Below are 26539 nucleotides of genomic sequence, written 5' to 3'. Positions count from 1 at the left end.
TCATGAATATGCCCGCAACTAAAGCCGTCGTCGTCAAGACGCCGGAACAACCGAAAACTGCGATCTCGGCCCTCTGGCGTCCGGCGCTGGTGCAAGCCTTCGTCAAGCTTGACCCGCGGCAATTACAACGTTCGCCAGTGATGCTGGTGGTGGAACTGACCGCCATCTTCACCACAGTGCTGTGCTTCATTCCCGACCACGCCGTGCCGACCTTCGTCGCCGCGCAAATCGCGTTGTGGCTGTGGTTCACCGTGTTGTTCGCCAACTTCGCCGAAGCGCTGGCCGAAGGTCGTGGCAAGGCCCGCGCCGACAGCCTCAAGGCCGGCAGTGAAGGTCTCAGCGCCCGGCGCAAAACCACCAACGGCACCTTTCAAGTGGTGCCGGCCACCAGCCTGCGCAAGGACGATGTGGTGCGCGTCGAAGCGGGGGAGATGATCCCCGGTGACGGCGAAGTGATCGAAGGTATCGCGGCGGTCAACGAAGCGGCGATTACCGGTGAATCGGCCCCCGTGATTCGCGAGTCCGGCGGTGACCGTTCGGCCGTCACCGGTAACACCCGACTGGTGTCCGACTGGCTGCTGGTGCGCATCACCGCCAACCCCGGCGAGTCGACGCTCGACCGCATGATCGCGTTGGTCGAAGGTGCCAAACGCCAGAAAACCCCGAACGAAGTGGCGCTGGATATCCTGCTGATCGGCCTGACCCTGATCTTTCTGCTGGTGGTGGTGACCCTGCAACCGTTCGCCCACTTCGCCAACGGCAATCTGCCGCTGGTGTTTCTGGTGGCGTTATTGGTCACGCTGATTCCGACCACCATTGGTGGCTTGTTGTCGGCGATCGGGATTGCCGGGATGGACCGTCTGGTGCGCCTGAACGTGATCGCCAAGTCCGGTCGCGCCGTGGAAGCGGCGGGGGACGTGCATGTTCTGTTGCTGGACAAGACCGGCACCATCACCTTCGGCAACCGTCGTTGCTCCGCGGTCTATGCCGCGCCTGGCGTCAGCGCCAAGGAACTGGCCGAAGGCGCGTTGTTTGCCTCCCTGGCGGATGACACCGCTGAAGGCAAATCCATCGTCGAGTACCTGCGCAGTCTTCATCCGCAGCCTGAGCCGTCCCCCGAGGTGCTGACCGCCGTGCCTTTCAGCGCCGAGACGCGTTTGTCCGGTGTCGACTATCAGGGCCGCGTGTATCGCAAGGGGGCAGTGGATTCGTTGCTGGCCTTCGTTGGCCTGAACCGCGCTGACCTCGCACCGACCCTGTCCCGTGAAATCGACAAGATCGCCCAGAGCGGCGGTACGCCGTTGCTGGTGTGCGCTGACGGTAAATTGCTCGGTGTCATCCACCTCAAGGACGTGGTCAAGCCTGGCATCCGCGAGCGTTTCGCCGAACTGCGCAAGCTGGGGATTCGCACGGTCATGGTCACCGGCGACAACCCGCTGACCGCTGCTGCGATTGCCGCCGAAGCGGGCGTGGATGATGTGCTGGCCGAAGCCACACCGGAGAAAAAACTGGCGCGCATTCGTCATGAGCAGAACGACGGGCGCCTGGTCGCTATGTGCGGTGACGGCGCCAACGACGCCCCGGCCCTGGCCCAGGCGGACGTCGGCATGGCGATGAACGACGGCACGCAAGCGGCGCGCGAGGCGGCGAACATGGTCGACCTCGACAGCGATCCGACCAAGCTGCTGGACGTGGTGCAAATCGGCAAGGAGTTGCTGGTGACTCGCGGTGCGCTCACCACCTTTTCCATCGCCAACGACGTGGCCAAGTACTTCGCGATCTTGCCGGCGCTGTTCGCCTCGATCTACCCGCAACTGGGTGTGCTCAACGTCATGCACCTGAGCAGTCCGCAGAGCGCGATTCTGTCGGCGATTGTGTTCAACGCCTTGATCATCGTGGTGCTGATTCCGCTGGCGCTGCGCGGTGTGCGGGTGCAGGCAGTGAGTGCGGCGGCGTTGCTGCGGCGCAATCTGCTGATCTATGGACTGGGCGGGATTCTGGTGCCGTTCGTGGGGATCAAGGCGATCGACATGCTGTTGACGGCGCTGCATCTGGTTTGACGGCTGTCGCTGGAGTAGGGGCTTTTTTGTGGCGAGGGAGCTTGCTCCCGCTGGGCTGCGAAGCGGCCCCAAACCAGTCCACCGTATGTATTCAGGCACACTGCATTTGCCGGGTTTACGACTGCTGCGCAGCCGAGCGGGAGCAAGCTCCCTCGCCACAGGTGATGTGTGTCTCCACTGAATTCGAGGATTTTGAAATGTCCACACTGATACGTCCGGCCCTGAGCCTGCTGGTCCTGATGACCCTGATCACCGGCGTCGCTTACCCCTTGGTGGTCACCGGCGTCGCCCACGTCGCCTTCCCGGATCAGGCCAACGGCAGCCTGGTGCGCGACGCCGACGGCAAGGTCCGCGGCTCGTCGCTGATCGCCCAGGATTTCGTCGGCGATGCCTGGTTCCACCCACGGCCATCGGCCGGTGCCTTTGCCACCGTGTCGAGCAGCGCCAGCAACTTCTCGCCAAGCAATCCGGCGTTGGCCACCCGGGTTATCGATGAGGCCAATAAACTGCTGATACCTGGCCAAGGTCCGGTGCCGTTGGCCATGCTGACCACCTCCGGCAGCGGCCTCGATCCGCACTTGCCACCGGCCGCGATTGCCTATCAACTGGCGCGTGTCGCGGCGGCGCGCAATCTGCCGGTGTCTACGCTTGAGCAACTGCTGGACGCGCACATCGAGCAGCCGTTGGTGGGGCCGCCGGTGGTGAATGTGTTGGCGCTGAATATGGCGCTGGAAAAACTGTAAATCGATGGCGCCGCCAATCGCGGGCAAGCCCGCTCCCACAGGAGGCGAGGATGGATACAAAATTTGTGACCACCATCGATCCCTGTGGGAGCGGGCTTGCCCGCGAAGAGGCCCTGACAGTCACTGCATCAACATCAGAAATGAGAGAGAACTTCAAGCATGAGTGACTCCGGCCGCGCCGACGCGCTGTTAGCAGGCCTGCCCCGCGATGGCCGTGGCCGCCTCAAGGTATTCCTCGGTGCCGCGCCGGGAGTGGGCAAGACCTACGCCATGCTCCAGGCCGCCCACACTCAATTGCGCCAAGGTGTGAAAGTCATCGCCGGCGTGGTCGAAACCCACGGCCGCGCCGAAACCGAAGCGCTACTGGCTGGCTTGCCGCAGCAGCCGTTGGTGCGCTCGGAATACCGCGGCGTGATGCTCGAAGAAATGGACCTCGACGGTCTGATCAAAGCCAAACCGAAACTGGTGCTGGTGGACGAACTGGCCCACAGCAATGCCCCCGGCAGTCGTCACACCAAACGCTGGCAAGACATTCAGGAATTGCTGGCCGCCGGCATCGATGTGTTCACCACGGTCAACGTCCAGCATCTGGAAAGTCTCAACGATCAGGTGCGCGGCATCACCGGCGTACAGGTGCGCGAAACCCTGCCGGACTGGGTGTTGCAAGAAGCCTACGAGTTGCTGCTGATCGACCTGCCGCCGCGCGAGTTGCTGGAGCGTCTGCGCGACGGCAAAGTCTACGTGCCGGAGCAGGCGCGGGCGGCCATCGATGCATTCTTCACCCAGACCAACCTCACCGCCCTGCGCGAACTGGCTATGCAAACTGCAGCCGCTCAGGTGGATAACGATCTGGCCCAGGGGTATCGCCAGTTGGGGCAGGCCGCACCGGCCGTGCGCGGTCGTTTGCTGGTGGGGGTCGATGGCGATGCTCAGGCCGAGCGTCTGGTGCGTCACGCCAGTCGCGTCGCCCAGCGCCGGCATCTGCCGTGGAGCCTGGTGCATGTGGACAACGGTCGTGTGCGCGACGAGCAATCGCGCCTGCGCCTGCAAAGCGCTCAGCAACTGGCCGAACGCCTCGGTGGTGAAGTGGTGTTGCTGCGCGCCGGTGAGGTGGCGAAAACGTTGATCCAGCACGCCGCTGAACGACGCGCCAGCCTGGTGCTGGTGGGCCAATCGCGCCTGCGTTTGCGTCGACGGTTGTTCGGCGGCGGTCTGGCCTCACGTTTGCTGCGCGATGCCCGCGGGCTGGAAATCAACGTGCTCGACAGTGACGAAGAACAGCGTCAGCCGCGCCAACGCTCGGCGCAGTCGCTGGTCTGGTTCGACTACGCGTTGGCATTGGTGGCGACGGTGCTCGCCAGTGCCCTGGCCTGGGCGGTGTCGAGTATCTTGCCGCTGCCGAACATCTCGCTGGTGTTCCTCGCGGCGGTGTTGCTGGTGGCGGTGCGCAGCAGCCTCGGCCCGGCGCTGGCCTGCGCGGCGCTGTCGTTTCTGACCTATGACTTTCTGTTCATTCCGCCGAATTTCTCCTTCAGCATCCAGCGTGAAGAAGACGTGCTGACCTTGCTGTTCTTCCTGCTGATGGCGGCCCTCACCGGCAACCTGGCGGCGCGACAACGGCGACAGTTGCAAGCCTTGCGCGACACTCAGGAGGAAACCGGCGAACTGCTCGACCTGTCGCGCAAACTCACCGCCGCCACCGACCGTCAGGCCGTGGTCAGTGCCGCGGCCCAGCACCTCAATGACTGGACCGACCTGAAACTGTGCCTGCTCAATCGCGATGGCCAGAGCGGCTGGAAAGTTGAAACCGGCGGGCCGCTGGAGTTCTCCGAAACCGAGCGCGCCGCCGCCGATTGGGCCTGGCAACACGACCAACCGGCCGGCGCGGGCACCGGCACCTTGCCGTTCGGGCGCTGGTGGTGGTGGCCGTTGTCGGTGGACGACGGGCCGCTGGCACTGCTCGGCGTATGTGCCAAGGAAGGTCAGACCTTAAGCGGCCAGCGTCGGCGTTTGCTGACCGCACTGAGCCAACCGCTGGCCCAGGCGTTGGCCCGCGCACAACTGGCCGATGACCTTGAGGCGGCACGCTTGCATGGTGAAACCGAGCAACTGCGCAGTGCGCTGCTGGCCTCGGTGTCCCACGATTTACGCACGCCGCTGACCTCCATGCGCGGCAGCATCGACAGCCTGCTGGCGCTTGGCGAGGCGATCCCCTTGGAGGACCGCCGCGAACTGCTCGAAGGCACGCGCGATGAAGCCGAACGGCTGGATCGTTACATTCAAAACCTGCTGGACATGACTCGCCTCGGCCACGGCGCCCTGAAGCTGGCGCGCGATTGGGTGTCGCCGGCAGACATTGTCGGCAGTTCGCTCAATCGTTTGCGCGCGGTGCTGGCGTCGTTGCAAGTCATTACCGAAGTGCCGGCCGAACTGCCGTTGCTTTATGTACATGCCGCGTTGATCGAGCAGGCGCTGGTCAACGTGCTGGAAAACGCCGCGCGCTTTTCGCCGGCCCATGGCCGCTTGCAACTGAGTGCCGGGATCAATGACAGCGAGCTGTTTTTTTCCGTGAGTGACGAGGGGCCGGGCATTCCCGAGGAGGAACGGACGAAGATCTTCGACATGTTCTACACCGCCGCACGCGGCGATCGTGGCGGGCAGGGCACCGGGCTGGGGCTGGCGATCTGTCAGGGCATGGTCGGTGCCCATGGCGGGCGGATCAGCGTCGCCGACGGCATCGAAGGGCGCGGCACCTGCATCACGCTGCACCTGCCGTTGCAGACTCAGCCGGGATTGGACAGTGAAGCCTGATCTCGCCTGCATTACTCTCTTGCCACCTCTTTGTGTTGATATGAACTCATGAGCCAGACCGCGACCATTTTGGTCATCGACGACGAACCGCAGATCCGCAAATTCCTGCGCATCAGCCTCGTTTCCCAAGGCTACAAAGTGCTGGAGGCCGGCACCGCCACGGAAGGCCTGGCCCAGGCCACGTTAAGCAAACCCGACCTGCTGGTGCTCGACCTCGGCCTGCCGGACATGGACGGTCAGCAGGTGCTGCGCGAGTTTCGCGAGTGGTCGACGGTGCCGGTACTGGTGCTCTCGGTGCGCGCCAGCGAAGGGCAGAAAGTCCAAGCCCTGGATGGCGGCGCCAACGACTACGTGACCAAGCCGTTCGGCATCCAGGAATTTCTGGCCCGAGTGCGCGCGTTGCTGCGTCAGGCGCCGACCGGTGAGGCCCAGGAAGCGGTACTCAGTTTCGGTCCGCTCACCATGAACCTGGCTTATCGCCGGGTACTCTTGGACGGCGCCGAAGTGGCGCTGACGCGCAAGGAATATGCGGTACTGGCGCAACTGGCGCGGCATCCGGGACGGGTCATCACCCAGCAGCAATTGCTCAAGGACATCTGGGGCCCGACGCACACCGAGGACAGCCACTACCTGCGAATAGTGGTCGGGCACCTGCGGCAGAAACTGGCGGATGATCCGACTCAGCCACGGTTCATCGTCACCGAGGCGGGAGTGGGATATCGGTTGTTGAGTGAGGGCAGCCTTTAGTTTTGTGCTGGATGATCCGGCCCCATCGCGAGCAAGCTCGCTCCCACAATGATATGCGTTTGTCGATACACCACTGTCCCCTGTGGGAGCGAGCTTGCTCGCGATGGGGCCCTGTCATTCACCCCGGAAATTGTCAGGGCTCACGCTCATTCTCATACCGATCCAGCGTATCCCTCGCAATCTCGCGCCCCAGCGCGATCAGCTCCGGCGCCTTGTAGAACTCGAAAAACAGACACCCGCTTGGGCACGTTGATCAAGATATCCGGCAGATGGATTGCACCAACGTATCGCTGCATCGATGGGGTACAAACAACCTAAAGATGAAGATTTTGTCATTTGCTTGTAACTGCTCTGACTGAGATATTGATGCTGTAAACCGCAATCATTATCATCACTATCGGGCGTCACTATGCGTTTGTGTGATCTACCTAACCGCCAGAAAGCTTGTGTAACCCATGTGGAAGGATCTGGCGAAATTGATCCGCTTAGTCAGCGCTTGCAGGATATCGGTTTCGTTCCCGGTGAACTCGTGACGGTGGTGGCGCGAGCACTTTGGGGAGGCGACCCTGTGCTGATCCAAGTGGGTGGTAGTCGCTTTGCACTGCGCCGCGATGAGGCAAAAATGATCCTGGTCGAAGTGTGCCTGAATGTCTGACTTACGTTTGGCCTTAGTTGGTAATCCGAATTGTGGAAAGACGGCGCTGTTCAATCTTCTAACAGGAGCCAGGCAAAAGGTTGCCAATTACGCTGGCGCTACCGTCGAGCGCAAGGAAGGAATTGCTCGCACGGCCACCGGGCGCACATTCCGAGTACTGGATCTGCCGGGTACCTATAGCCTGGCCTGCGTAAGCCAAGACGAACAGGTCACCTTGAATGTATTACAGGGTCAATATCCTGGAGAAGAACGCCCCGAACTGCTGCTATGTGTCGTCGATGCCACAAACTTACGCTTGCATCTGCGCTTCGTGCTGGAGTTGCAAGGCCTGGGGCTACCGGCGGTATTGGTGTTGAACATGGCCGATGCGGCTCGGCGCCGAGGAATCCGCGTCGATCTTGCCAGGCTGTCGGCGGAGCTTGGGATGCCGGTTATAGAAACGGTCGCGATTCGCCGCGACGGCGCCGGACAGTTGCTGAATGCCATTGATAATTGCGATGACATCAAGCCCGCGCTGGCCCCCATGAAGAGTGCTGATTTACACGCGCGCGTCCGTGAAGTCCTGGACGTGAGTATGAAAACTCTTCAACTATCTGACGATCGCGTTGATGCGATTGATCGCTGGTTAATTCACCCCGTGACAGGGCCGTTGGCACTGATCACGATCATGTTTCTGGTGTTCCAGGGAGTCTATCTAATCGGCAAGCCTGTCACGGACTGGATCGGCGACTGTTTCGGCGCACTGGCTACCTTCGTGGCCACCTATCTGCCTGATGGCCCATTGCGCGGGCTGATTTGTGACGGCATGATCAGCGGGCTGGGAACTGTGCTCGGATTCATGCCCGAGATCCTGATACTGTTCTTTTTCATCTTCGTACTGGAAGAGTCTGGCTACCTACCGCGCGCGGCATTCATTCTAGACAGACCGATGCGTGCCGTCGGGTTGACCGGCCGTTCGTTCATTCCATTACTGTCGAGTTTTGCTTGCGCTATTCCCGGCATCATCGGTGCACGCAGCATTAGCGATCGGTATGATCGGCTAACCACTATATTGGTAGCACCGCTGATGACCTGTTCGGCGCGGCTGCCGGTATACGCGCTTTTGATCGGAGCTGTTATTCCAGACATCCGTATCGCAGGGTTGTTCGGACTTCAGGGGCTCGTGCTGCTCGGCCTGTATATCTTGGGCATCGTTGGGGCAATGGCGGTGGGGTGGGTTTGCAAACACCTCCGACCTACGGCCATGCAGCAACCTATGCTGATGATGGAACTACCGGCCTACCGGCTCCCCCGCGCGCGTGACCTCGTATTGAAGCTTTGGGAACGCGGCTACCTATTTCTTAAAAAGCTGACGGGAGTCATTCTCGCACTCACCGTTATCATGTGGTTCATCTCGAACTTTCCGAACCCGCCAGTGGGTGCCACCGACCCCGCTATTGATTACAGTTTGGCCGGATACCTGGGTAAAGCGCTTCAGCACCTGTTCGCGCCATTGGGCTTCAACTGGCAAATCACTCTGGCGTTAATTCCGGCTTTCGCCGCCCGCGAGACTGCCGTCGCCACCTTGGCCACGGTGTACTCGGTGGCGAACGCCGACGATATCACTTCGCTTAGCCATACCCTGGCAGCTCAAGTGCCGCTGGCCAGCGCGTTATCTCTGATGGTGTGGTTCGCCTTCGCCCCGCAATGTATGTCGACCCTTGCCGTGATCCGAAAGGAGACCGCCAGTTGGGGGCAGGTCGCTTTGGCGTTTAGCTACATGTTCGCCGTCGCCTATGCCCTTGCGTTCCTGGCCTATCGAGTAACTGAGGCAGCGTTATGACAATGGGATTCTTGGCTCAATACGGCGTGATCGCTATTCTGCTAGTTGTCGCCGTGGTTAGCCTGTGGCGACGCTTGGCGCCGTCCAGAACTGGAGGTTGCGACAGCGGTTGTGGCTCTTGCTCCTCGGGTTGCAAACCAGCCCAACGCATTCCGGTGCGAACGGTGACCCACACAACAGCTCAAAAAGTTGAGTCGAATGGTTGCTGTTCCCCAACCATGCGCGCTGTTGATAAGTAATCCGATGCATCGCTCTCAAACAGCTCACTGATGAAATCCTCTCCCCGTTGAATTGATGCTGCGGCCAAGCGCCTGAACTCCCGGGTTTGCTCTCATAAATAAGTCAGGTAAAGCAGCGCAATCACTGCCTTGTAACAATCCAGCATGACCAGTTTGCCAGTACCATTGGCCAGTCAGTCTCTCGCCGCTCAAAGCCTGCTCGGGCAAAATCGATGTCGTGACTTGCACACAAAATCTCGATGTTTACCCCCGAACAGCTGCGACCTTGGCTGCGGGTGATGTCGTGTGCCGAGAAACCTCGTAACCGAGCCCGCCTGAGGCACATCAGCAACCTAAGTGTGCCCCATTACTACTGCAGTTTCCTCACAGGCTGCCGACAACGCTTGGTGCACATATGGTTGCACACGCAAGCGTTTCGGCGTGAGCGTCACGTTTGCGGGAGAAACGTCACCGTGCAAAAAAATCATTATCGGTAAAATCGATAAGGCATGACGATAATACGGTGAAAAACCGATAAGGAAATGACCTAGACTGTACACACGATCATTCACACAGACAGACATCAGGAACATTGCCATGGCGCTTAGAGATCTCACCGCTATAAACGCGGGAACCAAACCTCTTGGCCAATTGAGCCGACCACAGGACGTGATTCGCCAATTCATGCTGAACGGGTTTGCTGTCACCATGGGCACCAGCATCCTTGCATTGGCGTTGGCTCAACTTCCGTTAGCGATTCCAGGCCTGCAATCCATTGCTGAAGGGCATTGGATGTTGAACATCGTTCTGTTTTGAGCACTTTAGTGTTTGTATACGGCTCGGTGGATTATGTTTTTGATGAGATCAAACAGATTTTTGGATACACCCTGGCGTAGGCTAGTTAGTTGGCCTTGAATCAAAACAGCGTTATATCGCTTTTTAAAAAGGAAGGTCCATAATGTATATGTTTTTGCCATTCTTAATTGCTTTGATGAGTGCTGTTGCTCTGTTTTTGGGGAAGAAGCGAGTGGGGTTCAGTCTATGGCTTCTGCTATTGATTGTCTCTGTTGCATGGTTTGACTATCACTCGACAGACCCATTCACCCTATCGTTCTAAAAGGAATTTCCCATGGCGAGTAACTACAGTATGCAGTCCTCGACTGAAAAAAATACGCTCCAGCTCAATATTGGCGATGTCCTGAATATCATTGGTCTTCTTGGTATAAGCGCGTCACTGGTAATCGCTTTCTACTATCAGTTGGTGGAGCATGAACTACCGTGTCCGTTGTGCCTTCTGCAACGGGTGGGCATGATTACCGTAGGCTTTGGCTTTTTAATGAATGTGCGCTTCGGTATACGCAGTGCGCATTACGGTGTTGCGTTATTGGGGAGTCTGCTCACCGGGGCCATTGCCTCGCGTCAGATGTTTTTACATATCATGCCGGGAGATGCGGGTTATGGGTTGGCACTTTTTGGCCTGCACTTCTATACATGGGCCGTCGTGTCTGCCCTCGCCGCTATTATATTCATCTCAGGGCTTCTAATGCTTAAGACCTGGGAGCGGCCATCGCCAATACAGCAACAGATGCACGTTCTTGGAAAATTGGCCATTGCCGTATTCATTTTCCTGATAGCTGCAAACCTGGTGTCTACAGTGCTGGAGTGTGGTGCCGGTGAGTGCGAGGCTGATCCTGTGGTTTATCAACTACTAACGAACTAGTGCCGTTTAGATGTAATTTTCCTTCGGCCTGTGAGGGAATGACCTCACAGGTTCGCTGTACTCCAATAACTCATCCTTTGCACTTCAGTCATGATGACTGAAGTTTGCTCAATGGCCTGCTATTGATTAAAAGAAAGTTCGAGCTTGTCGGCCACGATCCTGCACTCCATTCCCGACAGAGAAGGTAAGTCGGTCGTATAGGACGCAACAACTACCATGAAAAACGCCGTTCCGGTCATGATTTACCCGCACCTGAGAGGGCAGTTATGTTTAATTTGCAAGCTTTAGACCTGGCACGAATGCAGTTCGCATTTACGATCTCGTTCCATATTATATTCCCAGCTATCACACTCGGTTTGGCCGGTTACCTGGCGGTACTTGAGGGCCTTTGGTTAAAGACCCGCAACGATACCTATCGGGATCTGTACCATTTCTGGTCGAAAATCTTTGCCGTCAACTTCGGCATGGGTGTGGTGTCCGGTTTGGTCATGGCCTATCAGTTCGGCACCAACTGGAGCCGCTTCTCGGACTTCGCTGGCCCCATTACCGGTACTCTGCTCACCTATGAAGTACTCACCGCCTTCTTCCTTGAGGCGGGGTTTTTGGGCGTGATGCTGTTCGGCTGGAATCGGGTTGGGCGCGGCCTGCACTTTTTTTCTACCATTATGGTGTCTCTTGGAACGCTGATATCGACCTTCTGGATTCTTGCCTCCAACAGCTGGATGCAGACCCCTCAGGGCTTCGAAATCGTTAACGGCCAGATGATTCCGGTGGACTGGCTGGCGGTGATCTTCAACCCGTCGTTCCCGTACCGCCTGATGCACATGGCCACGGCGGCGTTCGTTGCCACGGCGTTCTTTGTCGGTTCTTCGGCGGCCTGGCACTTGCTGCGGGGCAAGGACAATCCTGCGATCCGCACCATGTTGTCGATGGCCATGTGGATGGCTTTGATCGTGGCGCCGATTCAGGCTGTTATCGGTGACTTCCATGGCCTCAATACCCTCAAGCATCAGCCGGCAAAAATTGCCGCGATCGAAGGCCACTGGGAAAACCATGGCAACGAACCGACCCCGCTGATTCTGTTCGGCCTGCCGGACATGAAAGCCGAGAAGACCCGCTTTGCGGTGGAAATTCCGTACCTGGGCAGCCTGATCCTGACCCATAGCCTGGACAAACAGGTGTCGGCGTTGAAATCGTTCGCGCCTGAAGATCGCCCCAACTCGACCATCATTTTCTGGTCGTTCCGGGTCATGGCCGGCCTCGGCATGCTGATGATCCTCACCGGATTATGGAGCCTGTGGTTGCGCAAGCGAGGCACGCTGTATTCGAACCGTGCGTTCCTGTACCTGGCGTTGTGGATGGGGCCGTCCGGTCTGATCGCAATCCTCGCCGGCTGGTTCACCACTGAAATCGGCCGTCAGCCGTGGGTGGTGTACGGCTTGATGCGCACGGCGGATGCGTCCTCCGGGCACAGCGTCACGCAGATGAGCATCACCCTGGCGCTGTTTGTCGTGGTCTATTTCTCGCTGTTCAGCGTCGGCCTGGGCTACATGATGCGCCTGGTGCGCAAAGGGCCGAAAACCAACGAAGGTGCCGAACCGAGCCACGGTGGTCCTGGCCAGCAACGCACCCCGGCCCGTCCGCTGTCCGCAGCCGACGACAACGGTGAAGGCGAATACAGCCACAGCCTGAACAAGGAGATTTGAATCATGGGTATTGATCTTCCGCTGATCTGGGCCGTGATCATCATCTTCGGCATCATGATGTACGTGGTCATGGATGGCTTCGACCTGGGAATAGGGATTCTATTCCCGTTCATCAAGGGCAAAAGTGATCGCGACGTAATGATGAACACCGTCGCGCCAGTCTGGGACGGTAACGAAACCTGGCTGGTATTGGGCGGCGCAGCGTTGTTCGGTGCGTTTCCACTGGCCTATTCGGTGGTGCTCTCGGCGTTGTACCTACCGCTGATTCTGATGCTGATCGGGCTGATCTTTCGCGGTGTGGCGTTCGAGTTCCGCTTCAAAGCCAAGGATGCCAAGCGGCACATCTGGGACAAGGCCTTCATTGGCGGTTCGCTGGTCGCCACGTTCTTCCAGGGCGTGGCACTGGGTGCGTTTATTGATGGCATACAAGTGGTCAACCGCCAGTACGCTGGCGGTGGGCTGGATTGGTTGACCCCGTTCAGCCTGTTCTGCGGCGTGGCGCTGATCGTTGCGTATGCGCTACTCGGCTGCACCTGGCTAATCATGAAAACCGAAGGCAAGTTGCAGGAGCAGATGCACAACCTGGCGCGACCGCTGGCGTTGGTGCTGCTGGCGGTGATCGGTATCGTCAGTATCTGGACTCCAATGACCCATCCCGAGATCGCTGCACGTTGGTTCACCTTGCCAAACCTGTTCTGGTTCCTGCCAGTGCCTCTCCTGGTGCTGGTGACCCTTTACGGTCTGATTCGCGCGGTGGCGCGTAACGCGCACTACACGCCGTTCCTGTTGACTCTGGTACTGATTTTTCTCGGCTACAGCGGTCTGGGGATCAGCCTGTGGCCGAACATCGTACCGCCGTCGATCTCGATCTGGGACGCCGCTTCACCACCGCAAAGCCAGGGCTTCCTCCTGGTCGGCGCCTTATTCATCATTCCGTTCATCCTGGGTTATACCTTCTGGAGCTACTACGTGTTCCGCGGCAAGGTCACCCACGAAGATGGTTACCACTAGTAGAGGAGTGCTCCAATGGATAGTAAGAGGATTGTTGAGTCGGCCGAGTACAAGCCACCTCTGTGGCAGCGGCTGGGCTGGATGGTGATGATATACGTGGGTAGCGTGGCGGCGCTGGGTGTGTTCGCCATGCTGATTCGATTGTTCATGCAGGCGGCGGGGATGAGGTCGCACTGACAAACTGCCTGATGTTGGATGCAATCATTGACCAGCAGCAGGCAGATCATTAATGCCTTCGGACCAACTGGGAGTCGTGGCGCTGGCGTTCCAGCGTCTGTTTGGGCAGATGCTGACCGCGTTGGATGACACGGTCGGAATAATCATAGTGATCGAACTCCCCCAGAATCTCGCTGTGGGTCTTGCTTTCGCGGGTGATGCGCGGTTTTTCGGTACCCTCGTCGCTCGGCAAGGCAAAACGGATTGATAAAAGGCTGCGAGGATAATGAGGTCTATGGAGCGTAGCGGGGCTTTTGGTCGCGGTTGAAATACTCATTGGCCACTGTCGCGACGTGTGTGCGACCTGCATAGGTAGCTGTTCCAACGCTATTGGAGCGACATAGGTTTCTGGCATCGGATGGAGCAGGAAGTTGCGACAGAAAACACAGTGTACTTCTTCATAATGGATACCTCTTTTTTGCCAACTCGGCAAGGGCGTTCTGTAATGAAAGGGTACTGTTCTCCAGCAGTAGTGCGGGTGTCTTACGACTTCGAATAGTCAGTACGTCTATGCCCTCTAGCTTGACGCTATAGCTGATGGAGAAATATGAATCCTTGCTATATTTGGAAAGCAAGTAATTACGTACTGGATTGTCGGGTTTTTGATGTTCAAAGGGCGTAACCTCGTTACGCATGATACTACTCAAACCCGGATCTTCTAGGGTCTTGCCGTCTGGACCATAAAAATCCAGTGAGGTATTGGACGGGACACGAGTATGCATGCCGGGCACATAGGCTCCGTGGCTCGTTATGATAAGTTTTTTACTAGGATTACCTGGTTGTTTTTGATAAAGATAGAAGTGCTCCCCGAGTGGAGTTGCACCTTGTGCAGGCTGTTTCATTGCTGGAGCTCCTTGACTGTGAGTGCTGATGAGTTAATCAAATGCTGGTAAGAGCCAGAAAGTATATCTGCTCAGAAACAACTCTTGGCAGTAATCGAGAAACTGATATTGAAAGCTGAAGAGCATATTGCAGAGGTTGACGAAATGCTTGTGTTTACTGTGAGGTGTTTATAAGTTGGATAGTTATACTTGATCGGGTGATTTTATCGCTGTTTATATTTTTTTTTCAATAAAGGCAGATGGATAACAGGCGACTATACAAATATTCTTGCAGGTATTTGACTTTTTAGGTGTTCTTGTTATTCTCGAGACTCTATTTTCTGGTATCCGCTCCATTAAGTACACCTACCGCTAGAAGTGCTGCAGTTACTTTGTTTTCGGGGCCTAATTCGCTAGTTATCCGATCGTGGTACATGGCGCCCGGACCTTGGCAGTGAACAGTGAGGAGTGGCGCTATGTTCCGGTGCGTAGCCTGTTCAGCATGGCCGAGCGCGATATTAAGAGCACCCTGAGCGCGCAGGTGTTTGAGCCGAACAATGTGGTAACCTGCGCTTTTACCTATTTCGGTCTTTCAAGAGTTTTCGTACAGAGCCTCCCGCCAAACTATTCACTGTGATCTTTAAATTTTTCTTCCGGAAAAAGGTGGCCAATTGTAAGTTGTTGGACTTGCTTGTGGAGATTTTCAGGCGGCGTATAATGGCCACTTGAATTGTTCCATGAGATAAGTTTTCCATTTGTAAACTCTATCTCTCCAGCATAATAAACTGCGGCACCTATGGAAATAGCTGTATGTCCGCCATCTTTACGCTCTCCCAGCCTAACCTCCCAAGGGCGACTGGTCAAAATAACAAAACAAAACCAACCATCCGCTAGAGAATTTGAATCGATAAAATATGACCCATTGTCAATGAAAAGTGTTTTGTATGGGCTTTTCTTTAAAATATCACCTTTATTTTCAATTGAAACCATTCCGTCAATGATTCCCCCAGGGATGATTGTCAACAGGTCATCAATGTGGCTCTCTATTGTTTGTTTGATTTGCTCGGAAGTGCTTTCCATTTTTTTAGAGTTTCGCAACGTTTCTATTAGTCTAAGTTTGGTATTTACAAATTTCGTCATTTTTTCGTTGAATAAGTATCCATTTTCCTTGCTTGTTTCCTCTCGGTAGCGAAATAGAAAATCATCCACCCATTCTTCTGGATCATCTTTATCCGAAGATTGTGTTTTAATAGGGTGCTGTTTCGTAGTGTGTTTGGCGCTGTACATTTTACAAAGCCTCTACAAAATTGATTGAGTACGTAATGGAAACGTTGATGGTATAGCTCTTGTTTCAGTTTCTGCCGCATTAGGGGAGGGCACGGATTTTTTATGTTCTCGCTGCTTGAGGTTCAGAAAATTCCAGGCCGGATGAAAGATATTCTTAGGGCGATTAAGTCGTAGGCTACATGGTCTATTGTTGAACTAGACTTTTTCAGGGAGACGAACGATAGGCTTCCAACCGTCGAACTCCCCGTACCTGATGATTACAACGCTCCAGTGCATTGAGTAGTTGTTCATTGAGTATCAGGCTATCACCATAGGTCATGGTTGAAGGGATGGTGGGTCCATAGCATTCAACCAGCAGGCTGGCGGGTATCGGAACTGGAGGAAGAGGAGCGGATTTGTTCGGCGTGCTGGCGCAACCGCTCAACAACAGCAGCAGGGACAGGCTCCCCAGCACAGGACTCTTTAACCAGTACCGTTTTAATAATGGTTTGTACCTGTTCACTGTGTTGTTGGCGTTGCTGTTTAGCATCTTCTGTTGCCTGAGTAATTTGATTAAAAAAACGCATGGTTTTCATCTGATGCCCGAGCTGTGCTTGTGCTGCATCACGCTGTTCAGTCAGTTGATGCTTTTCTAGTTGAAGAGTGCGGGTATCTGCCTGCGCGCAGCGTAACTGCAACCATAGCCCCCCAATGACGATGGCCCCCGCACCCAGCAGGGCGCAGGACCAGTTTCGTAGTAGCCAGCTCATAGCAAAAACAGCTCGCGTTCCAGCCGTCGGCGGTTCAGTAGACCCGCAGAGGTGATTTTTTGTTTAGTCTTCGCGTCGGTCAGTTTGCACCAGACTAAAAATTGTTCTGCGGCTCGCATAACATTTCCCATATTCAGCTCCCTCAACAGTGTTGACTGGCTGAAGTTAGTGGTACCGATGTTATAGATAAGGGATACCAAGGCGTCATATTGATTCTGGGTTAATCCATCGAGCTTAATTAGCCGGTTAACATCTTTCTCAAAGGTTAACAGTGATGTTCTCAATAGGCGTTCTGCGCAGTTTTCATCAATGACCAATCCACGACCAATAGGTTGGCCATCTACCTTTCCTGTTGTGCCATAGCCAATGGTCCAGATCCCGGCGCCGTCCTGGTAGGCGCTGAGCTTACAGCCTTCAGAGGTTTTGATAGCAGACAGGCCACGTTTAGATAATGTGTAAGTCATTATGGCTTATGACTCCCTTGGCGTATAACGTTGAATAACGGACAGCAGTCTTTTTTGCAGGGCTTTTAACAAGGTAATGCCCAAGGTGCCGGAAATTCCCGCAATACTAAAAGTAATGGGAATGGATAGATTGTTATCTAATGCTAACAGTCCACCCAGAAATCCTGTAAAGCACGAAACAAAGACTTGAGAAAAAAGGAGGATCCATGATCCTTGTTCATGGGTTTCCCGGATGTGAATGATATAGGCCACAATGCCGCTCCACATGGAAATGGCAAATAATCCAGCGCAGATAATTCCGATGTCATTAAGTACGGAAAGCATTTCGTCACCTCTATAGTGTTGACTTGGAAAAATGTAGAGGGTGTGTGTGTGTGATGGCAATTTATATACAGTATGTAATTATTAGTTTTATTGATTTTGAAGGGGGATGAGGTGCCGGTTAGGGCGATGAGTCAACTATGCCCCATCTTAAGTGGAGTACGGTCTGTAGGTGCCACACGTGCAGCATAGTTTACTCAATGTTAACGTGATTTTTCTCGATCGACATCTATAGAGTTAGAAACTAAAAGTCATATGTCCGTCAGTGTTGTCCTCTTTTTTAAAGCATAAGTCATATCCATTTATCGTTCTGGTGACGTAAACGCTTTCAACACTATCGACAGGAAGTTGCTGCAATTCGACAAGAAGAGGCGCTTCTGTGAAAGAGATAAACAGCCGGTAGGCGTATATAGCGCAGAAGCTCAGCATGAGGAGAATGCCAGTACGACCAATCGAGTATCGCTTGGGTTTCTTTTCGATTATGCGCGGAGGTGGTAATTCAGTCTCTTCGGACGAACGATCATCTGGTTTGATTTGCTCATCGTCATCAGGAGGAAGAATAAAACGATAACCTTGTCGATACACAGTATGTATGGCTTCACCTAATTCACAGTAGCGTAATGTCCGGCGTAGCTTGCAGATCAGTTGCAACAGGTTGCTTTCCTCGACGCCATTTTTGCGCTCAGGCCAGACGAGGGGAATCAGTTGTTCACGACTTAGTACGTTTCCTTCTTGTGCATGCTCCCATAATGCTAATAGCAATTGTTTTTCTTTCTCGGTGATCGGAAAGATATTTTCTCCATTGGAGATTTTGTTTAAGTCGGTGTCTAAAGAAACATCTTTCGTCAATCTTAACATTGCATAGTCCCTCTCTGCTTGGTGTTTATGCATCCGCCATGAGTAGGCCTGGCTTGGATAGCCTAGACTCATTGAAAATTTATATGATTCTCGCAATTATGCAAGAAAATTATCAAGTTTAAAAAGTTAGTTTTATTGGTTAATATTGATGATTTTTGTTTTCTAATCCTTCGGAGTGTTAACTAAGGATTATTATTGATTTGTCACTGTTGTTTTTGGTGGGGGAGGAGCATTGTTTTTCTCGGGAGGCAGAGGTAACTGTCTTGTTCGTTGTAAAAGCACTCACTCTTTAAAGGAAGTAACGATGTCTACAACCACCGATCAAATTGCTGTTCAATACCCGATTCCAACCTATCGTTTTGCTGTTAGCGTTGGCGATGAAAAAATGTGTTTCCAAAGCGTCTCGGGTTTGGATATTAGCCACGACACTATTGAGTATCGTGATGGTGGCGGTAACTGGTTGCAAATGCCGGGTCAGCGCCATAGACCAACAATTACCCTGAAGCGTGGTGTCTTCAAGGGGCAATCGAAGTTGTATGATTGGATTAACTCTATCTCTCTTAATCAGGTCGAAAAGAAAGATATTTCCATAAGCCTGACCGACGAAACAGGTTCAAATCTGTTGATTACCTGGAATATTTCCAATGCTTTCCCGGAAAAACTCACTGCCCCGAGCTTTGACGCTACCAGTAATGAGGTGGCGGTGCAGGAAATGAGCCTGAAAGCTGATCGGGTTACCGTTGAATTCCACTGATTAAGCAGGGCATTAATGTGTCAGGGGTAGCCTGGCACTTAAATGCAGATGATTGTTAAAAGGATGGTGTTATGGTGGATGTAACAAACTACCCTGGTGTGTATATTAAAGAAGATGCTGAGTTGTCACTGTCGGTATCAAGTGGTTCAACGGCGGTGCCGGTATTTGCCTGTAATAAAGGGGTGTTAAGCGGGACGAATAAGATAAGCTCATGGCTGGATTTTATTTCCTGTGTGAAAACCTTTGATTCGAGAAAATACCTTCATATTTCCATAAAAAGTTATTTTGATAATGGTGGAGGTCCTTGCTATATCGTCAGTACAGATAATTTTGTTCAAGCGGTGTCGCAACTGAATGATGCTACATTGTTGGTAGCGGCCGGCGAGGATATTGGGAAGTATCTTGGTGATCTATGTAAGATAGGTAGCGGGTTGTTTGCCATTTTGGATGGTCCACTTGGCGAGCTAAGTTCTGATGGCACATCCGGAGACATTTATTCTCCGAATCCTTATGCCGCAGTTTATTACCCTTATTTGACTGCTGATTGGGCTATGATTTCCATTCCCCCCAGCGCCGCAATTGCGGGCGCTTACTGCTCAGTTGATCGCAGTCGTGGAGTATGGAAAGCCCCGGCTAATGTGGTGCTGCAAGGCGGTGTTAAACCAAAGTACAAAGTAACTGATGATTTGCAGGCTACCTATAACACCGGTAAAGCGATCAATATGATTCGCGAGTTTCCTAATACTGGTACCACGGTATGGGGCGCTCGTACTCTTGAGGACACTGATAGCTGGCGTTATGTCCCGGTGCGACGTCTATTTAACAGCGTGGAGCGAGATATTAAAAACGCCATGAGCTTCGCCATGTTCGAGCCTAATAGCCAGCCTACCTGGGAGCGGGTACGTGGCGCTATCAATAACTATCTGTATAGCCTGTGGCAACAAGGTGGTTTGGCGGGAACCAAACGGGATGAGGCCTATTTCATTCAGATTGGCGAAGGCGTGATATGACCGATGACGATATCAAGCAGGGCAAGATGATTGTCGAATTGTATGGCCGCAGTGCCGGCAGAGTTTATCATTCTGCAGTTCAGCCAGTCGGTCGGGCAAGCCTGACAAATAATGGCGGCTATCAGGGCTGCCAATCAATTCGTTGATTTGAAATAATTATGCCTTCTGTACCCAATTTACGCCCGGTGTTTTATCAAGAAGATCTTCGTTGTCGTTAACAACAGCCCAGCGACCACATTCCTCTTTACACGTTTTTACGGGTTCAAACGGTAGCCAACCAGCGGCGGGAAGCTGTATTAAAATCACCAGTTGGTTGGATTTTACCTCGCAATTTTCGTTGTCTCCGACAGTCACGGTAACGCTGGCTACATCTTCTAAGTCGGAAGACGTAGTTACCCTATGCCTATGTTGCCAAAGCTTCAGTCACTAATGGTTTCTTTTGCGGTACAACTATTTCAATAATGGTGGTGGCGTATGCTATGTATTGCCGCTGGTGACGGCTGATACAGTAAGAACCTGGCCACTCTGCCGAGCCTTATTGAACAGCAGCAGGAAATTACATTGCTGGTCTGTGCGGAAACGGATGCGATCTTGGGAGATGGCAAAAAACAGGAAATCTATACTGCGCTGGAGTGATCTGTTGCAGAAGAAAGTGGATTACTTCCTGATTGCTGATAGTGTCGATGGTAATACGGTCCCTTCAATCGTTTCGGCAAACATTGCCGTCTATTATCCAGACTTGGTAACTTCTTTGCCTATCGATCGTCCGGCAGACACCGACACTGTCCTGACTGATTATCCGAATGTTGGCACCCTGGCCGAGCTGCAAACCACTTCGGTCGAGGAATATGCAGCAGCCAAAACTGTGGTTGATACAGAGTGGGCTAATGTCCCGACAAAACCAATCACTTTGCCACCGAGTGCCGCCGTTGCCGGTGCATACGCTGGAACAGATGCCAGTCGAGGTGTATGGAAAGCGCCTGCCAACGTAGCGCTCAATAATGCGACACCGGAAAAGGTAGTCACTGATGCCGATCAGGGCACCATGAATGACCATAAAGGTATTAATGCCATCCGGCAAATTTACCGGAAAAGGCACGCTGATTTGGGGCGCTCGTACTCTGGACAAGAGATGTTCAGCTATGTCCCTGTGCGTCGTCTGTTTAACAGTGTCGAACGTGATGTTAAACGCGCCATGCAGTTCGCGGTGTTTGAGCCAAACAGTCAGCCAACCTGGGAAGCAGTGCGTAGTGCAATTGACCACTATCTGTATGGCTTGTGGCAACAGGGAGCGTTGTCTGGTAGCAAAGCCAGCGAAGCTTACTTTGTTCAGATTGGTAAAGACGTCACCATGAGCGATGATGATATCAAGCAAGGCAAGATGATTGTCAAAGTCGGTATGGCCGCGGTACGCCCGGCAGAGTTCATTATTCTGCAGTTTACCCAGAACGTTGGCCAATAAAGTTTATCTCTATGAAATGAAATAGCACCTGCGGGTGCTATTTTCCACAATGTATGGTGTGATTGTGACGGAGATGAATTTTTCCTGGTGTTCAGTTCTCTGATATGCCATTTGGCCAAGCTGAATCGGAACTCCACGGCGGTACTGTATTTATCGTTATTGCGAAAAGAGGGTACGGCGAATACGCTCTATTGCATTTCTGATTGGGCTGACTATCAGCGGCAGTTGGGTGGGCCAGATAACCGTATTTCTCCAGTTGTAAAGGCGACGTTGTACTATTCGCTACAACATTATTTTGATAATGGTGGCGGCGCCTGCTTTATCTTGTGTCTCGGCACTTATGATGTGATTGATAATTCACAACTGATGGCTGCTCTGAAGGCCGATACCGTGACGCAGCTGATTGTCGCTGAATCGCAGATTACCCTGGTGGCGATGCCGGACTTGGTGTTGTTGGGTGAAGGCGTCTCAGCGGCAGATAACTGGTCACAAGGCTGGCAGGCTCTGCTGCAGATTTGCCAACGCCGCCGTGGCCTGTTTGCCGTACTGGATACCCCTGATAATGTCACCGAGGCGAAAAAGTGTCTGGATACCAGTAGTAAATGGGATGCTCGTCAGTGTATGTCCGGTGCAGCCTATTGGCCTCACTTAACGACCTCATATATTGCAGAGGATAATCAACGGGTCAATGTTCCACCTTCGGCAGCGATCGCAGCGGTATTTCAACAAACCGATCGGGAATATGGTGTTTGGACTGCGCCTGCCAACGTGGTACTGACTGAAGTGGTCAAACCCACTCACCCCTATCAGGAGGGCTTGTCGTTGTTTGATAGTTCAGGCACCTCGCTGAATGTGATCCGTAGTTTTCCCGGCCGCGGTGTACGGGTATGGGGATCTCGTACTTTGTGTAATGCGAACGCCGGGGAAAGTTTTCCATGGATTTATATTCAACGCCGCCGATTGGTTTCTTATATTGAGTCCAGCCTGAGTGAAATTGCACGTTTTGTAGTGTTTGAACCGAATAATGAAATTACCTGGTTGAAGCTTAAGGGGCAGGCAACGGCTTGGCTTCGTGAACTATGGCGACAAGGTGGATTATTTGGTCAGCAGGAAAGCGAGGCATTCAAGTTGGCGTTGGGGTTGGATGAGACGATGACTCATGAGGATGTCAGCGCGGGTCGATTGATCATGCGTATTTCTCTGGCGCTGCTATCGCCTGCTGAGTTTATTGAGCTCAACCTGCAATTTACCACCAGTGAGAGTAATACCGGGCAAGGGGCCTTGGTGTTGAACAGAGGGGTGTTCTGATGAGTATTGCGTCCGAGTTATTCGAGCCTTCTGTATCGCACCGCTTTATGGCGACCTTTTTCTTTGGCGGTATTATCCCCAGTCCGGTGGATATTTATTTTCAGCAGATTTCAGGTTTGAGCCGCCAGTTGAATGTCAGCACTTATCGCGAAGGTGGTGACAACAACGGAAACCTTTATCTGCCGGAAAATATTCAGCACGGATCGTTAGTTCTACAGCGGGGAGTGATGGCGGTTAGCCCTCTCACCTTGAATTTTGATTCAGTGCTCAGTGGCGCCTCGGTGAATTATTGCAATGTTGTTGTGATGCTGATGAATCACCTTTCATTACCGGTGTGTAGCTGGACGATCAGTAAAGCGTTACCGGTGAAATGGAGTACCAGCAATCTGGACGCCAACAGCAATAGTATTTTGCTCAATACCCTGGAACTACGTTACCGGGATATGCACTGGTTGGGGGTAAAAGCATGACCATCGAAATCAGAGAATTAGTGATCCAGGCCCGGGTTACCTCGCCTGAAAGCACGACAACTCCACTGGTAGCAACCTTACCCCAGCTGGGGCACCCGGAGCGGGCTCGATTGGTGGCCGAAATCACTCGAGCGGTGCTGGAAAAACTTCGCAGCGAGCAGGGGAGGCGCTAATGGGACTCTTGGATGTGGGACTGGCAAAACTCACCATCACTGCTTTTAGCGATAGGGAGATGAAAAGGAGAGTAGGGGAAATCAAGGCGATGTATAACCCCGCAAGCATCCAGCTAAGTTATTACACGGACTTTACTGAAAACTCATTTATTAACTCCGATGTGAGTATCAGTAGTTACCGAAAGACCCGTCCGGGGCGGTTGAGTCTGGAGCTGTTGTTTGATGCTCGCTTGCCAGGGAATAACGCATCACTGGACAATCAGCTGGCTAAGTTGCGCTCGTTGTGCTGCGAAGTAGACAGCACCGGTAACGAACCCCGATTCTTGCAGGTTAAATGGGGCAAGATGAGTTGGAATGGCAATGGTTATTTTGCCGGGCGTATGGCCAATTTAGTGGTGGGTTACACCCTATTTGATCGTGATGCCACTCCGCTACGGGCTAAAGCGACGTTATCGTTGACGGCGGATGAAAGCCTGGAAGCACAGCAACTATCATTCAATCCCTCGTCGGAAATGAATGTAGTCACCGTGCCAGATGTCAGCCCGTTGGCGCTGATTGCTGCTGCCAGCGCGGTGGATTATCTGGCCTTGGCCGTGACCAATGGCCTGGATAATCTGGATGACACTCAGCCTGGGGGAACATTGGTGGTGAACCAGGGAGAGGTATCATGAGTACGGCGCTTTCGAAGCTGGAGCTGTGGGTGGGTGGGAAACAATTATCCCTACTCAAGCCAGTCTGGGTAGACATCCAGGCAGAAGTAAATCTGATTCCAAGTGCCAGGCTGGTGTTAGGTACGGATAAGCCGCGCTTGCAGGGCGAAGTACAAAAGGAAGCATCACTCTGCAGACCGGGTAGTGAGTTTCGCATAGGTATCAAGTCGGGCCCAACTTTGTTCCGCGGTATTTTGACGCAACAGTCGATGCGCCTGCAAAAAGGTAGTTCAGAACTAACGCTGACGATTAAACACCCTCTACAACGATTGACCGCTTCCTTACGTAGCCAGGTTTTTATGGATACCAAAGAAGAGGCAATTCTACGTGAGTTGTGTTCGGCTCAAGGTATCAATATCAAAAAGCTGGAGGGGGTCGACGCTACTCACCCGCAGATGGTGCAGTTTGGTTGTTCTGATTGGAAATTCATCGTCACCCGCTTGCGTGCTAACCGTGTTTGGCTGGTACCCGAACTGGATGGCGTCGATGGCTTCAGCGTGACGAAACCTGCATTGGCCGGGCAAGCGGATCACACGCTCTTCAATATTGGCAGCAAAGAAGGGGTGGGCGTCGAGGAGGGTGAGTGGCATTTTTCCTGTGAAGAGCAACCCAAGCAATTGGCCGTCTCCGCCTGGGATTTGCAGGCACAGGCGATGTCTCATAGCGCTACACCGGCTTCGCTGTCGATCGGGCGTGAAGCGCTGGATCCCAGGAAGTTGGTAGCGCTGAACAGCAGCATCTGGTCGTTGGCCAATAGCCAGCCGCTGGCGACTGAAGAACAAGTTGCACTGGCAAATGCTCGTTGGTTGGCGCAGCAGGCTGCGAGTATTCATGGACGTTTTACAGTAGAGGGTGACGCTAAATACCAGTTAGGCCAAACCTTGGCTTTGTCAGGATTCGGCCATTCTTTTGATGGTTTAGCATTAATCACAGGAGTACAGCACGACATCACTAAGAAGCACTGGCGCACCACGTTGCAGATTGGCCAGTCGCTGTCGCTAGATGTAGATGCAGGGGTAGTCCCCAAGGTAACAGGTGTACTTGTCGGTGTGGTGGATAGCTACCTAGAGGATCCGGCCAAGCTCAATCGACTACGGGTCAAAGTCCCTGCGTTGCAAGACAAAACGCCACTCTGGGCGCGGTTTGCCGCACCTTATGCCAGTAAAGAGAGCGGGTTGTGCTTCTACCCTGAAGAGGGGGATGAAGTCGTTGTGGGGTTCTTTGCCGACGATCCTTGTTATCCGGTAATCCTCGGGGCAATGCACAACCCGAAGAATCTGCCGCCGTTCCCGCCCAGTACAGAAAACAACCAAAAGGGTTTGGTGTTCGGCCAAGGCGATAATAAACATCAGTTAATGTTTGATAGTCAGAAAGGCAGCGCCACTCTGCAAGTGAGTAACGACGCTATGACCCTGCATAAAGGTATGCAGCTGGTCAGTGATCAGGATGTAACGATCTCGGTGCAAAACCTAAAGTTGAATGCCAAGCAAGAAGTTAATATTGAAGGTAAGAAGGGTGTACAAGTCAAGGGTGCAGTGGATCTTAGTGGATCTTACTAACTAACCGGCCGCCAGGATTTTTGGTAATCGATTATCGGAGGTGAAAATGAATAATAATCTCACGCAGGTTTATGGTCGTGGCTGGGCATTTCCACCCAATTTCACCCCGCAGGGTGAGGTAAAAATGGCAGAAGGCCAAGTGAGTGTTCATCAGAGTTTGCATGTTCTTTTCAGTACCCAGCCGGGGGAGCGCATTATGCGTTCGGACTACGGTTGTGATTTGCAAACCTACATGTTTTCCAATATTCGGGAAGAACTATTGGCGCAGGTAAAAACATGCATTGGTGACGCGATTCTGCGTTATGAGCCGCGGGCAGCTCTCGATAACGTACGCGTTGCACAGAACCCGCAACACCAAAGTTTATTGCAGGTACAGGTCATTTATCGACTGCGCGGCAGCGATATTGTTCAGCAGTTCAAAGGGCAGTTGGATATCGCTGATGGCAGGGGTGTGAGGGTGGTATGAGCGATATTATTATTGTTAATGGGGACCAACTACAGTTTGATCCGATGTTCGGTAATCGCCAGGTTACGGTGACGGGGCCGGCCATTATCAGTGGCTCCGGTCAGGCCAGTATTAACCAACAGAAAATGTGCATTTTGGGGGATGAGAAAAAAGTTCAGGTTTTCGCGCAGTATCAGATTCCCGGTTATAGCCCAGGCATGGGGTTGCTGACTATCGCTGCACTGGGCCGCGATCAACAGGCACGTCGTTGCGCAAGCGGTGCAGCATTACTATTAAAGGGACAACAATTTATTGCTCGCTTTACCCCAACGCAATTGGCAGTCAGCACTAATCAGGGGCCGGATGTGCCTGCGCCCAGTATGGGGAAAGGGCGTTTTATCCCTAAACAATCATTTGCTACTGCTGGATAAGGGATATT

32 protein-coding genes and 1 pseudogene are annotated in these 26539 nt (G+C 53.4%); 25 read left to right on the top strand and 8 right to left on the bottom strand.

The window, feature by feature from the left end; all coding sequences use genetic code 11:
• The first annotated feature begins 2 nt into the window (after nt 1–2).
• The 4 genes from kdpB to KVG95_RS21430 all read left to right on the top strand — a co-directional run bounded on the left by kdpB (nt 3) and on the right by KVG95_RS21430 (nt 6361).
• The gene (gene kdpB / locus KVG95_RS21445) at nt 3–2060 is read left to right on the top strand and encodes a potassium-transporting ATPase subunit KdpB (protein WP_217857870.1); all 2058 of its coding nucleotides are present in this window, start codon (nt 3–5) and stop codon (nt 2058–2060) included.
• 197 nt (nt 2061–2257) lie between these two features.
• On the top strand, nt 2258–2803 hold the full coding sequence (gene kdpC, locus KVG95_RS21440; RefSeq protein WP_217857869.1) for a potassium-transporting ATPase subunit KdpC: 546 nt from the start codon (nt 2258–2260) through the stop codon (nt 2801–2803).
• Between the two features lie 159 nt (nt 2804–2962).
• A complete protein-coding gene (locus KVG95_RS21435; RefSeq protein WP_217857868.1) occupies nt 2963–5614 on the top strand; it encodes a DUF4118 domain-containing protein in 2652 nt (883 codons plus the stop codon).
• A gap of 48 nt (nt 5615–5662) precedes the next feature.
• Entirely contained in the window at nt 5663–6361 is a 699-nt protein-coding gene (locus tag KVG95_RS21430; RefSeq protein WP_217857867.1) for a response regulator, read from the top strand.
• 133 nt (nt 6362–6494) lie between these two features.
• Here the strand turns inward: KVG95_RS21430 and KVG95_RS21425 are convergent.
• Nucleotides 6495–6633, bottom strand: a pseudogene (locus tag KVG95_RS21425) (patatin-like phospholipase family protein); the annotation flags it as partial.
• 137 nt (nt 6634–6770) lie between these two features.
• Here KVG95_RS21425 and KVG95_RS21420 point away from each other — a divergent pair.
• The 10 genes from KVG95_RS21420 (at nt 6771) to KVG95_RS21380 (ending at nt 13917) form a co-directional block, all read left to right on the top strand.
• Nucleotides 6771–7016, top strand: coding sequence for a FeoA family protein (locus KVG95_RS21420; RefSeq protein WP_217857866.1), 246 nt, complete (start codon nt 6771–6773; stop codon nt 7014–7016).
• Entirely contained in the window at nt 7009–8838 is a 1830-nt protein-coding gene (gene feoB / locus KVG95_RS21415; protein ID WP_217857865.1) for a ferrous iron transporter B, read from the top strand. Before KVG95_RS21420 ends, feoB begins: the two co-directional genes overlap by 8 nt.
• Nucleotides 8835–9077 (top strand): FeoB-associated Cys-rich membrane protein, encoded by a 243-nt coding sequence (locus KVG95_RS30225; protein ID WP_217857864.1) that lies wholly within the window; start codon nt 8835–8837, stop codon nt 9075–9077. The genes feoB and KVG95_RS30225 overlap by 4 nt, the downstream gene beginning before the upstream one ends.
• A 576-nt stretch (nt 9078–9653) precedes the next feature.
• On the top strand, nt 9654–9872 hold the full coding sequence (locus tag KVG95_RS21405) for an SLAC1 family transporter (protein WP_217857863.1): 219 nt from the start codon (nt 9654–9656) through the stop codon (nt 9870–9872).
• A gap of 142 nt (nt 9873–10014) precedes the next feature.
• Nucleotides 10015–10173, top strand: a complete 159-nt coding sequence (locus KVG95_RS30220) for a DUF5993 family protein (protein ID WP_367616786.1) — start codon at nt 10015–10017, stop codon at nt 10171–10173.
• Nucleotides 10174–10185: 12 nt separating this feature from the next.
• A complete protein-coding gene (locus KVG95_RS21400; RefSeq protein ID WP_217857862.1) occupies nt 10186–10776 on the top strand; it encodes a disulfide bond formation protein B in 591 nt (196 codons plus the stop codon).
• Nucleotides 10777–11042: 266 nt separating this feature from the next.
• The gene (locus KVG95_RS21395; RefSeq protein WP_217857861.1) at nt 11043–12482 is read left to right on the top strand and encodes a cytochrome ubiquinol oxidase subunit I; all 1440 of its coding nucleotides are present in this window, start codon (nt 11043–11045) and stop codon (nt 12480–12482) included.
• A 3-nt stretch (nt 12483–12485) separates the two neighbouring features.
• Nucleotides 12486–13493, top strand: a complete 1008-nt coding sequence (gene cydB, locus KVG95_RS21390; RefSeq protein WP_217857860.1) for a cytochrome d ubiquinol oxidase subunit II — start codon at nt 12486–12488, stop codon at nt 13491–13493.
• Between the two features lie 15 nt (nt 13494–13508).
• The gene (locus KVG95_RS21385; RefSeq protein ID WP_217857859.1) at nt 13509–13670 is read left to right on the top strand and encodes a DUF2474 domain-containing protein; all 162 of its coding nucleotides are present in this window, start codon (nt 13509–13511) and stop codon (nt 13668–13670) included.
• Between the two features lie 52 nt (nt 13671–13722).
• Nucleotides 13723–13917, top strand: a complete 195-nt coding sequence (locus KVG95_RS21380; RefSeq protein WP_217857858.1) for a hypothetical protein — start codon at nt 13723–13725, stop codon at nt 13915–13917.
• Nucleotides 13918–14107: 190 nt separating this feature from the next.
• Here the strand turns inward: KVG95_RS21380 and KVG95_RS21375 are convergent, their stop codons facing one another.
• The 7 genes from KVG95_RS21375 to KVG95_RS21350 all read right to left on the bottom strand — a co-directional run bounded on the left by KVG95_RS21375 (nt 14108) and on the right by KVG95_RS21350 (nt 18209).
• The gene (locus KVG95_RS21375) at nt 14108–14551 is read right to left on the bottom strand and encodes a putative adhesin (protein ID WP_217857857.1); all 444 of its coding nucleotides are present in this window, start codon (nt 14549–14551) and stop codon (nt 14108–14110) included.
• Between the two features lie 603 nt (nt 14552–15154).
• Nucleotides 15155–15817, bottom strand: a complete 663-nt coding sequence (locus KVG95_RS21370) for a hypothetical protein (RefSeq protein WP_217857856.1) — start codon at nt 15815–15817, stop codon at nt 15155–15157.
• 205 nt (nt 15818–16022) lie between these two features.
• Nucleotides 16023–16271 carry an Rz1-like lysis system protein LysC gene (gene lysC / locus KVG95_RS30450; RefSeq protein ID WP_437180801.1) on the bottom strand — a complete coding sequence of 83 codons (249 nt, stop codon included), beginning with the start codon at nt 16269–16271 and terminating at the stop codon, nt 16023–16025.
• On the bottom strand, nt 16165–16566 hold the full coding sequence (locus KVG95_RS21365) for a DUF2570 family protein (RefSeq protein WP_217857855.1): 402 nt from the start codon (nt 16564–16566) through the stop codon (nt 16165–16167). Before KVG95_RS21365 ends, lysC begins: the two co-directional genes overlap by 107 nt.
• Nucleotides 16563–17030, bottom strand: coding sequence for a lysozyme (locus KVG95_RS21360; protein ID WP_217857854.1), 468 nt, complete (start codon nt 17028–17030; stop codon nt 16563–16565). Before KVG95_RS21360 ends, KVG95_RS21365 begins: the two co-directional genes overlap by 4 nt.
• 6 nt (nt 17031–17036) lie before the next feature.
• Nucleotides 17037–17354 (bottom strand): phage holin family protein, encoded by a 318-nt coding sequence (locus tag KVG95_RS21355; protein WP_217857853.1) that lies wholly within the window; start codon nt 17352–17354, stop codon nt 17037–17039.
• Between the two features lie 234 nt (nt 17355–17588).
• Nucleotides 17589–18209: a winged helix-turn-helix domain-containing protein gene (locus tag KVG95_RS21350; RefSeq protein ID WP_217857852.1), complete on the bottom strand. Its 621-nt coding sequence runs from the start codon at nt 18207–18209 to the stop codon at nt 17589–17591.
• Nucleotides 18210–18513: 304 nt separating this feature from the next.
• Here KVG95_RS21350 and KVG95_RS21345 point away from each other — a divergent pair, with 304 nt between their 5' ends.
• The 11 genes from KVG95_RS21345 to KVG95_RS21300 all read left to right on the top strand — a co-directional run bounded on the left by KVG95_RS21345 (nt 18514) and on the right by KVG95_RS21300 (nt 26531).
• Nucleotides 18514–18963 (top strand): phage tail protein, encoded by a 450-nt coding sequence (locus KVG95_RS21345; RefSeq protein ID WP_217857851.1) that lies wholly within the window; start codon nt 18514–18516, stop codon nt 18961–18963.
• Between the two features lie 71 nt (nt 18964–19034).
• Entirely contained in the window at nt 19035–19973 is a 939-nt protein-coding gene (locus KVG95_RS21340) for a phage tail sheath family protein (RefSeq protein WP_217857850.1), read from the top strand.
• On the top strand, nt 19970–20119 hold the full coding sequence (locus KVG95_RS21335) for a hypothetical protein (RefSeq protein WP_217857849.1): 150 nt from the start codon (nt 19970–19972) through the stop codon (nt 20117–20119). Before KVG95_RS21340 ends, KVG95_RS21335 begins: the two co-directional genes overlap by 4 nt.
• 494 nt (nt 20120–20613) lie before the next feature.
• On the top strand, nt 20614–21435 hold the full coding sequence (locus KVG95_RS21330; protein ID WP_217857848.1) for a phage tail sheath family protein: 822 nt from the start codon (nt 20614–20616) through the stop codon (nt 21433–21435).
• Between the two features lie 111 nt (nt 21436–21546).
• Nucleotides 21547–22743, top strand: a complete 1197-nt coding sequence (locus tag KVG95_RS21325; RefSeq protein ID WP_217857847.1) for a phage tail sheath family protein — start codon at nt 21547–21549, stop codon at nt 22741–22743.
• A complete protein-coding gene (locus KVG95_RS21320) occupies nt 22743–23213 on the top strand; it encodes a phage tail protein (protein ID WP_217857846.1) in 471 nt (156 codons plus the stop codon). Before KVG95_RS21325 ends, KVG95_RS21320 begins: the two co-directional genes overlap by 1 nt.
• On the top strand, nt 23210–23386 hold the full coding sequence (locus KVG95_RS30215) for a DUF5908 family protein (RefSeq protein ID WP_225923246.1): 177 nt from the start codon (nt 23210–23212) through the stop codon (nt 23384–23386). The genes KVG95_RS21320 and KVG95_RS30215 overlap by 4 nt, the downstream gene beginning before the upstream one ends.
• Entirely contained in the window at nt 23386–24057 is a 672-nt protein-coding gene (locus KVG95_RS21315; RefSeq protein ID WP_217857845.1) for a CIS tube protein, read from the top strand. The genes KVG95_RS30215 and KVG95_RS21315 overlap by 1 nt, the downstream gene beginning before the upstream one ends.
• Nucleotides 24054–25655 carry a phage baseplate assembly protein V gene (locus KVG95_RS21310; protein ID WP_217857844.1) on the top strand — a complete coding sequence of 534 codons (1602 nt, stop codon included), beginning with the start codon at nt 24054–24056 and terminating at the stop codon, nt 25653–25655. The genes KVG95_RS21315 and KVG95_RS21310 overlap by 4 nt, the downstream gene beginning before the upstream one ends.
• Before the next feature lie 46 nt (nt 25656–25701).
• Nucleotides 25702–26121: a GPW/gp25 family protein gene (locus KVG95_RS21305; RefSeq protein ID WP_217857843.1), complete on the top strand. Its 420-nt coding sequence runs from the start codon at nt 25702–25704 to the stop codon at nt 26119–26121.
• Nucleotides 26118–26531, top strand: coding sequence for a contractile injection system spike tip protein (locus tag KVG95_RS21300; RefSeq protein ID WP_217857842.1), 414 nt, complete (start codon nt 26118–26120; stop codon nt 26529–26531). The genes KVG95_RS21305 and KVG95_RS21300 overlap by 4 nt, the downstream gene beginning before the upstream one ends.
• Nucleotides 26532–26539 lie beyond the last annotated feature (8 nt).

This window comes from Pseudomonas farris (genome assembly GCF_019145235.1).
GTDB classification, from domain to species: Bacteria; Pseudomonadota; Gammaproteobacteria; order Pseudomonadales; family Pseudomonadaceae; genus Aquipseudomonas; species Aquipseudomonas farris.
Note: the sequence above shows the minus strand (reverse complement) of the source record. Positions and strands in the feature narration are given on the sequence as shown.

Excerpts from the sequence above, each read along its gene's own strand:
- KVG95_RS21385 (WP_217857859.1), top strand. The coding sequence starts at position 13,509 with ATGGATAGTAAGAGGATTGTTGAGTCGGCCGAGTACAAGCCACCTCTG.
- feoB (WP_217857865.1), top strand. The coding sequence starts at position 7,009 with ATGTCTGACTTACGTTTGGCCTTAGTTGGTAATCCGAATTGTGGAAAG.
- KVG95_RS21405 (WP_217857863.1), top strand. The coding sequence starts at position 9,654 with ATGGCGCTTAGAGATCTCACCGCTATAAACGCGGGAACCAAACCTCTT.
- KVG95_RS21375 (WP_217857857.1), bottom strand. The coding sequence starts at position 14,551 with ATGAAACAGCCTGCACAAGGTGCAACTCCACTCGGGGAGCACTTCTAT.
- kdpB (WP_217857870.1), top strand. The coding sequence starts at position 3 with ATGAATATGCCCGCAACTAAAGCCGTCGTCGTCAAGACGCCGGAACAA.
- KVG95_RS21435 (WP_217857868.1), top strand. The coding sequence starts at position 2,963 with ATGAGTGACTCCGGCCGCGCCGACGCGCTGTTAGCAGGCCTGCCCCGC.
- KVG95_RS21430 (WP_217857867.1), top strand. The coding sequence starts at position 5,663 with ATGAGCCAGACCGCGACCATTTTGGTCATCGACGACGAACCGCAGATC.
- KVG95_RS21340 (WP_217857850.1), top strand. The coding sequence starts at position 19,035 with ATGGTGGATGTAACAAACTACCCTGGTGTGTATATTAAAGAAGATGCT.
- KVG95_RS30225 (WP_217857864.1), top strand. The coding sequence starts at position 8,835 with ATGACAATGGGATTCTTGGCTCAATACGGCGTGATCGCTATTCTGCTA.
- KVG95_RS21310 (WP_217857844.1), top strand. The coding sequence starts at position 24,054 with ATGAGTACGGCGCTTTCGAAGCTGGAGCTGTGGGTGGGTGGGAAACAA.
- KVG95_RS21400 (WP_217857862.1), top strand. The coding sequence starts at position 10,186 with ATGGCGAGTAACTACAGTATGCAGTCCTCGACTGAAAAAAATACGCTC.
- KVG95_RS30215 (WP_225923246.1), top strand. The coding sequence starts at position 23,210 with ATGACCATCGAAATCAGAGAATTAGTGATCCAGGCCCGGGTTACCTCG.
- KVG95_RS21350 (WP_217857852.1), bottom strand. The coding sequence starts at position 18,209 with ATGTTAAGATTGACGAAAGATGTTTCTTTAGACACCGACTTAAACAAA.
- KVG95_RS21370 (WP_217857856.1), bottom strand. The coding sequence starts at position 15,817 with ATGTACAGCGCCAAACACACTACGAAACAGCACCCTATTAAAACACAA.
- KVG95_RS21305 (WP_217857843.1), top strand. The coding sequence starts at position 25,702 with ATGAATAATAATCTCACGCAGGTTTATGGTCGTGGCTGGGCATTTCCA.
- KVG95_RS21335 (WP_217857849.1), top strand. The coding sequence starts at position 19,970 with ATGACCGATGACGATATCAAGCAGGGCAAGATGATTGTCGAATTGTAT.
- KVG95_RS21380 (WP_217857858.1), top strand. The coding sequence starts at position 13,723 with ATGCCTTCGGACCAACTGGGAGTCGTGGCGCTGGCGTTCCAGCGTCTG.
- KVG95_RS21320 (WP_217857846.1), top strand. The coding sequence starts at position 22,743 with ATGAGTATTGCGTCCGAGTTATTCGAGCCTTCTGTATCGCACCGCTTT.
- KVG95_RS21315 (WP_217857845.1), top strand. The coding sequence starts at position 23,386 with ATGGGACTCTTGGATGTGGGACTGGCAAAACTCACCATCACTGCTTTT.
- KVG95_RS21355 (WP_217857853.1), bottom strand. The coding sequence starts at position 17,354 with ATGCTTTCCGTACTTAATGACATCGGAATTATCTGCGCTGGATTATTT.
- KVG95_RS21300 (WP_217857842.1), top strand. The coding sequence starts at position 26,118 with ATGAGCGATATTATTATTGTTAATGGGGACCAACTACAGTTTGATCCG.
- KVG95_RS21345 (WP_217857851.1), top strand. The coding sequence starts at position 18,514 with ATGTCTACAACCACCGATCAAATTGCTGTTCAATACCCGATTCCAACC.
- KVG95_RS21360 (WP_217857854.1), bottom strand. The coding sequence starts at position 17,030 with ATGACTTACACATTATCTAAACGTGGCCTGTCTGCTATCAAAACCTCT.
- KVG95_RS21395 (WP_217857861.1), top strand. The coding sequence starts at position 11,043 with ATGTTTAATTTGCAAGCTTTAGACCTGGCACGAATGCAGTTCGCATTT.
- KVG95_RS21365 (WP_217857855.1), bottom strand. The coding sequence starts at position 16,566 with ATGAGCTGGCTACTACGAAACTGGTCCTGCGCCCTGCTGGGTGCGGGG.
- kdpC (WP_217857869.1), top strand. The coding sequence starts at position 2,258 with ATGTCCACACTGATACGTCCGGCCCTGAGCCTGCTGGTCCTGATGACC.
- KVG95_RS30220 (WP_367616786.1), top strand. The coding sequence starts at position 10,015 with ATGTATATGTTTTTGCCATTCTTAATTGCTTTGATGAGTGCTGTTGCT.
- KVG95_RS21420 (WP_217857866.1), top strand. The coding sequence starts at position 6,771 with ATGCGTTTGTGTGATCTACCTAACCGCCAGAAAGCTTGTGTAACCCAT.
- cydB (WP_217857860.1), top strand. The coding sequence starts at position 12,486 with ATGGGTATTGATCTTCCGCTGATCTGGGCCGTGATCATCATCTTCGGC.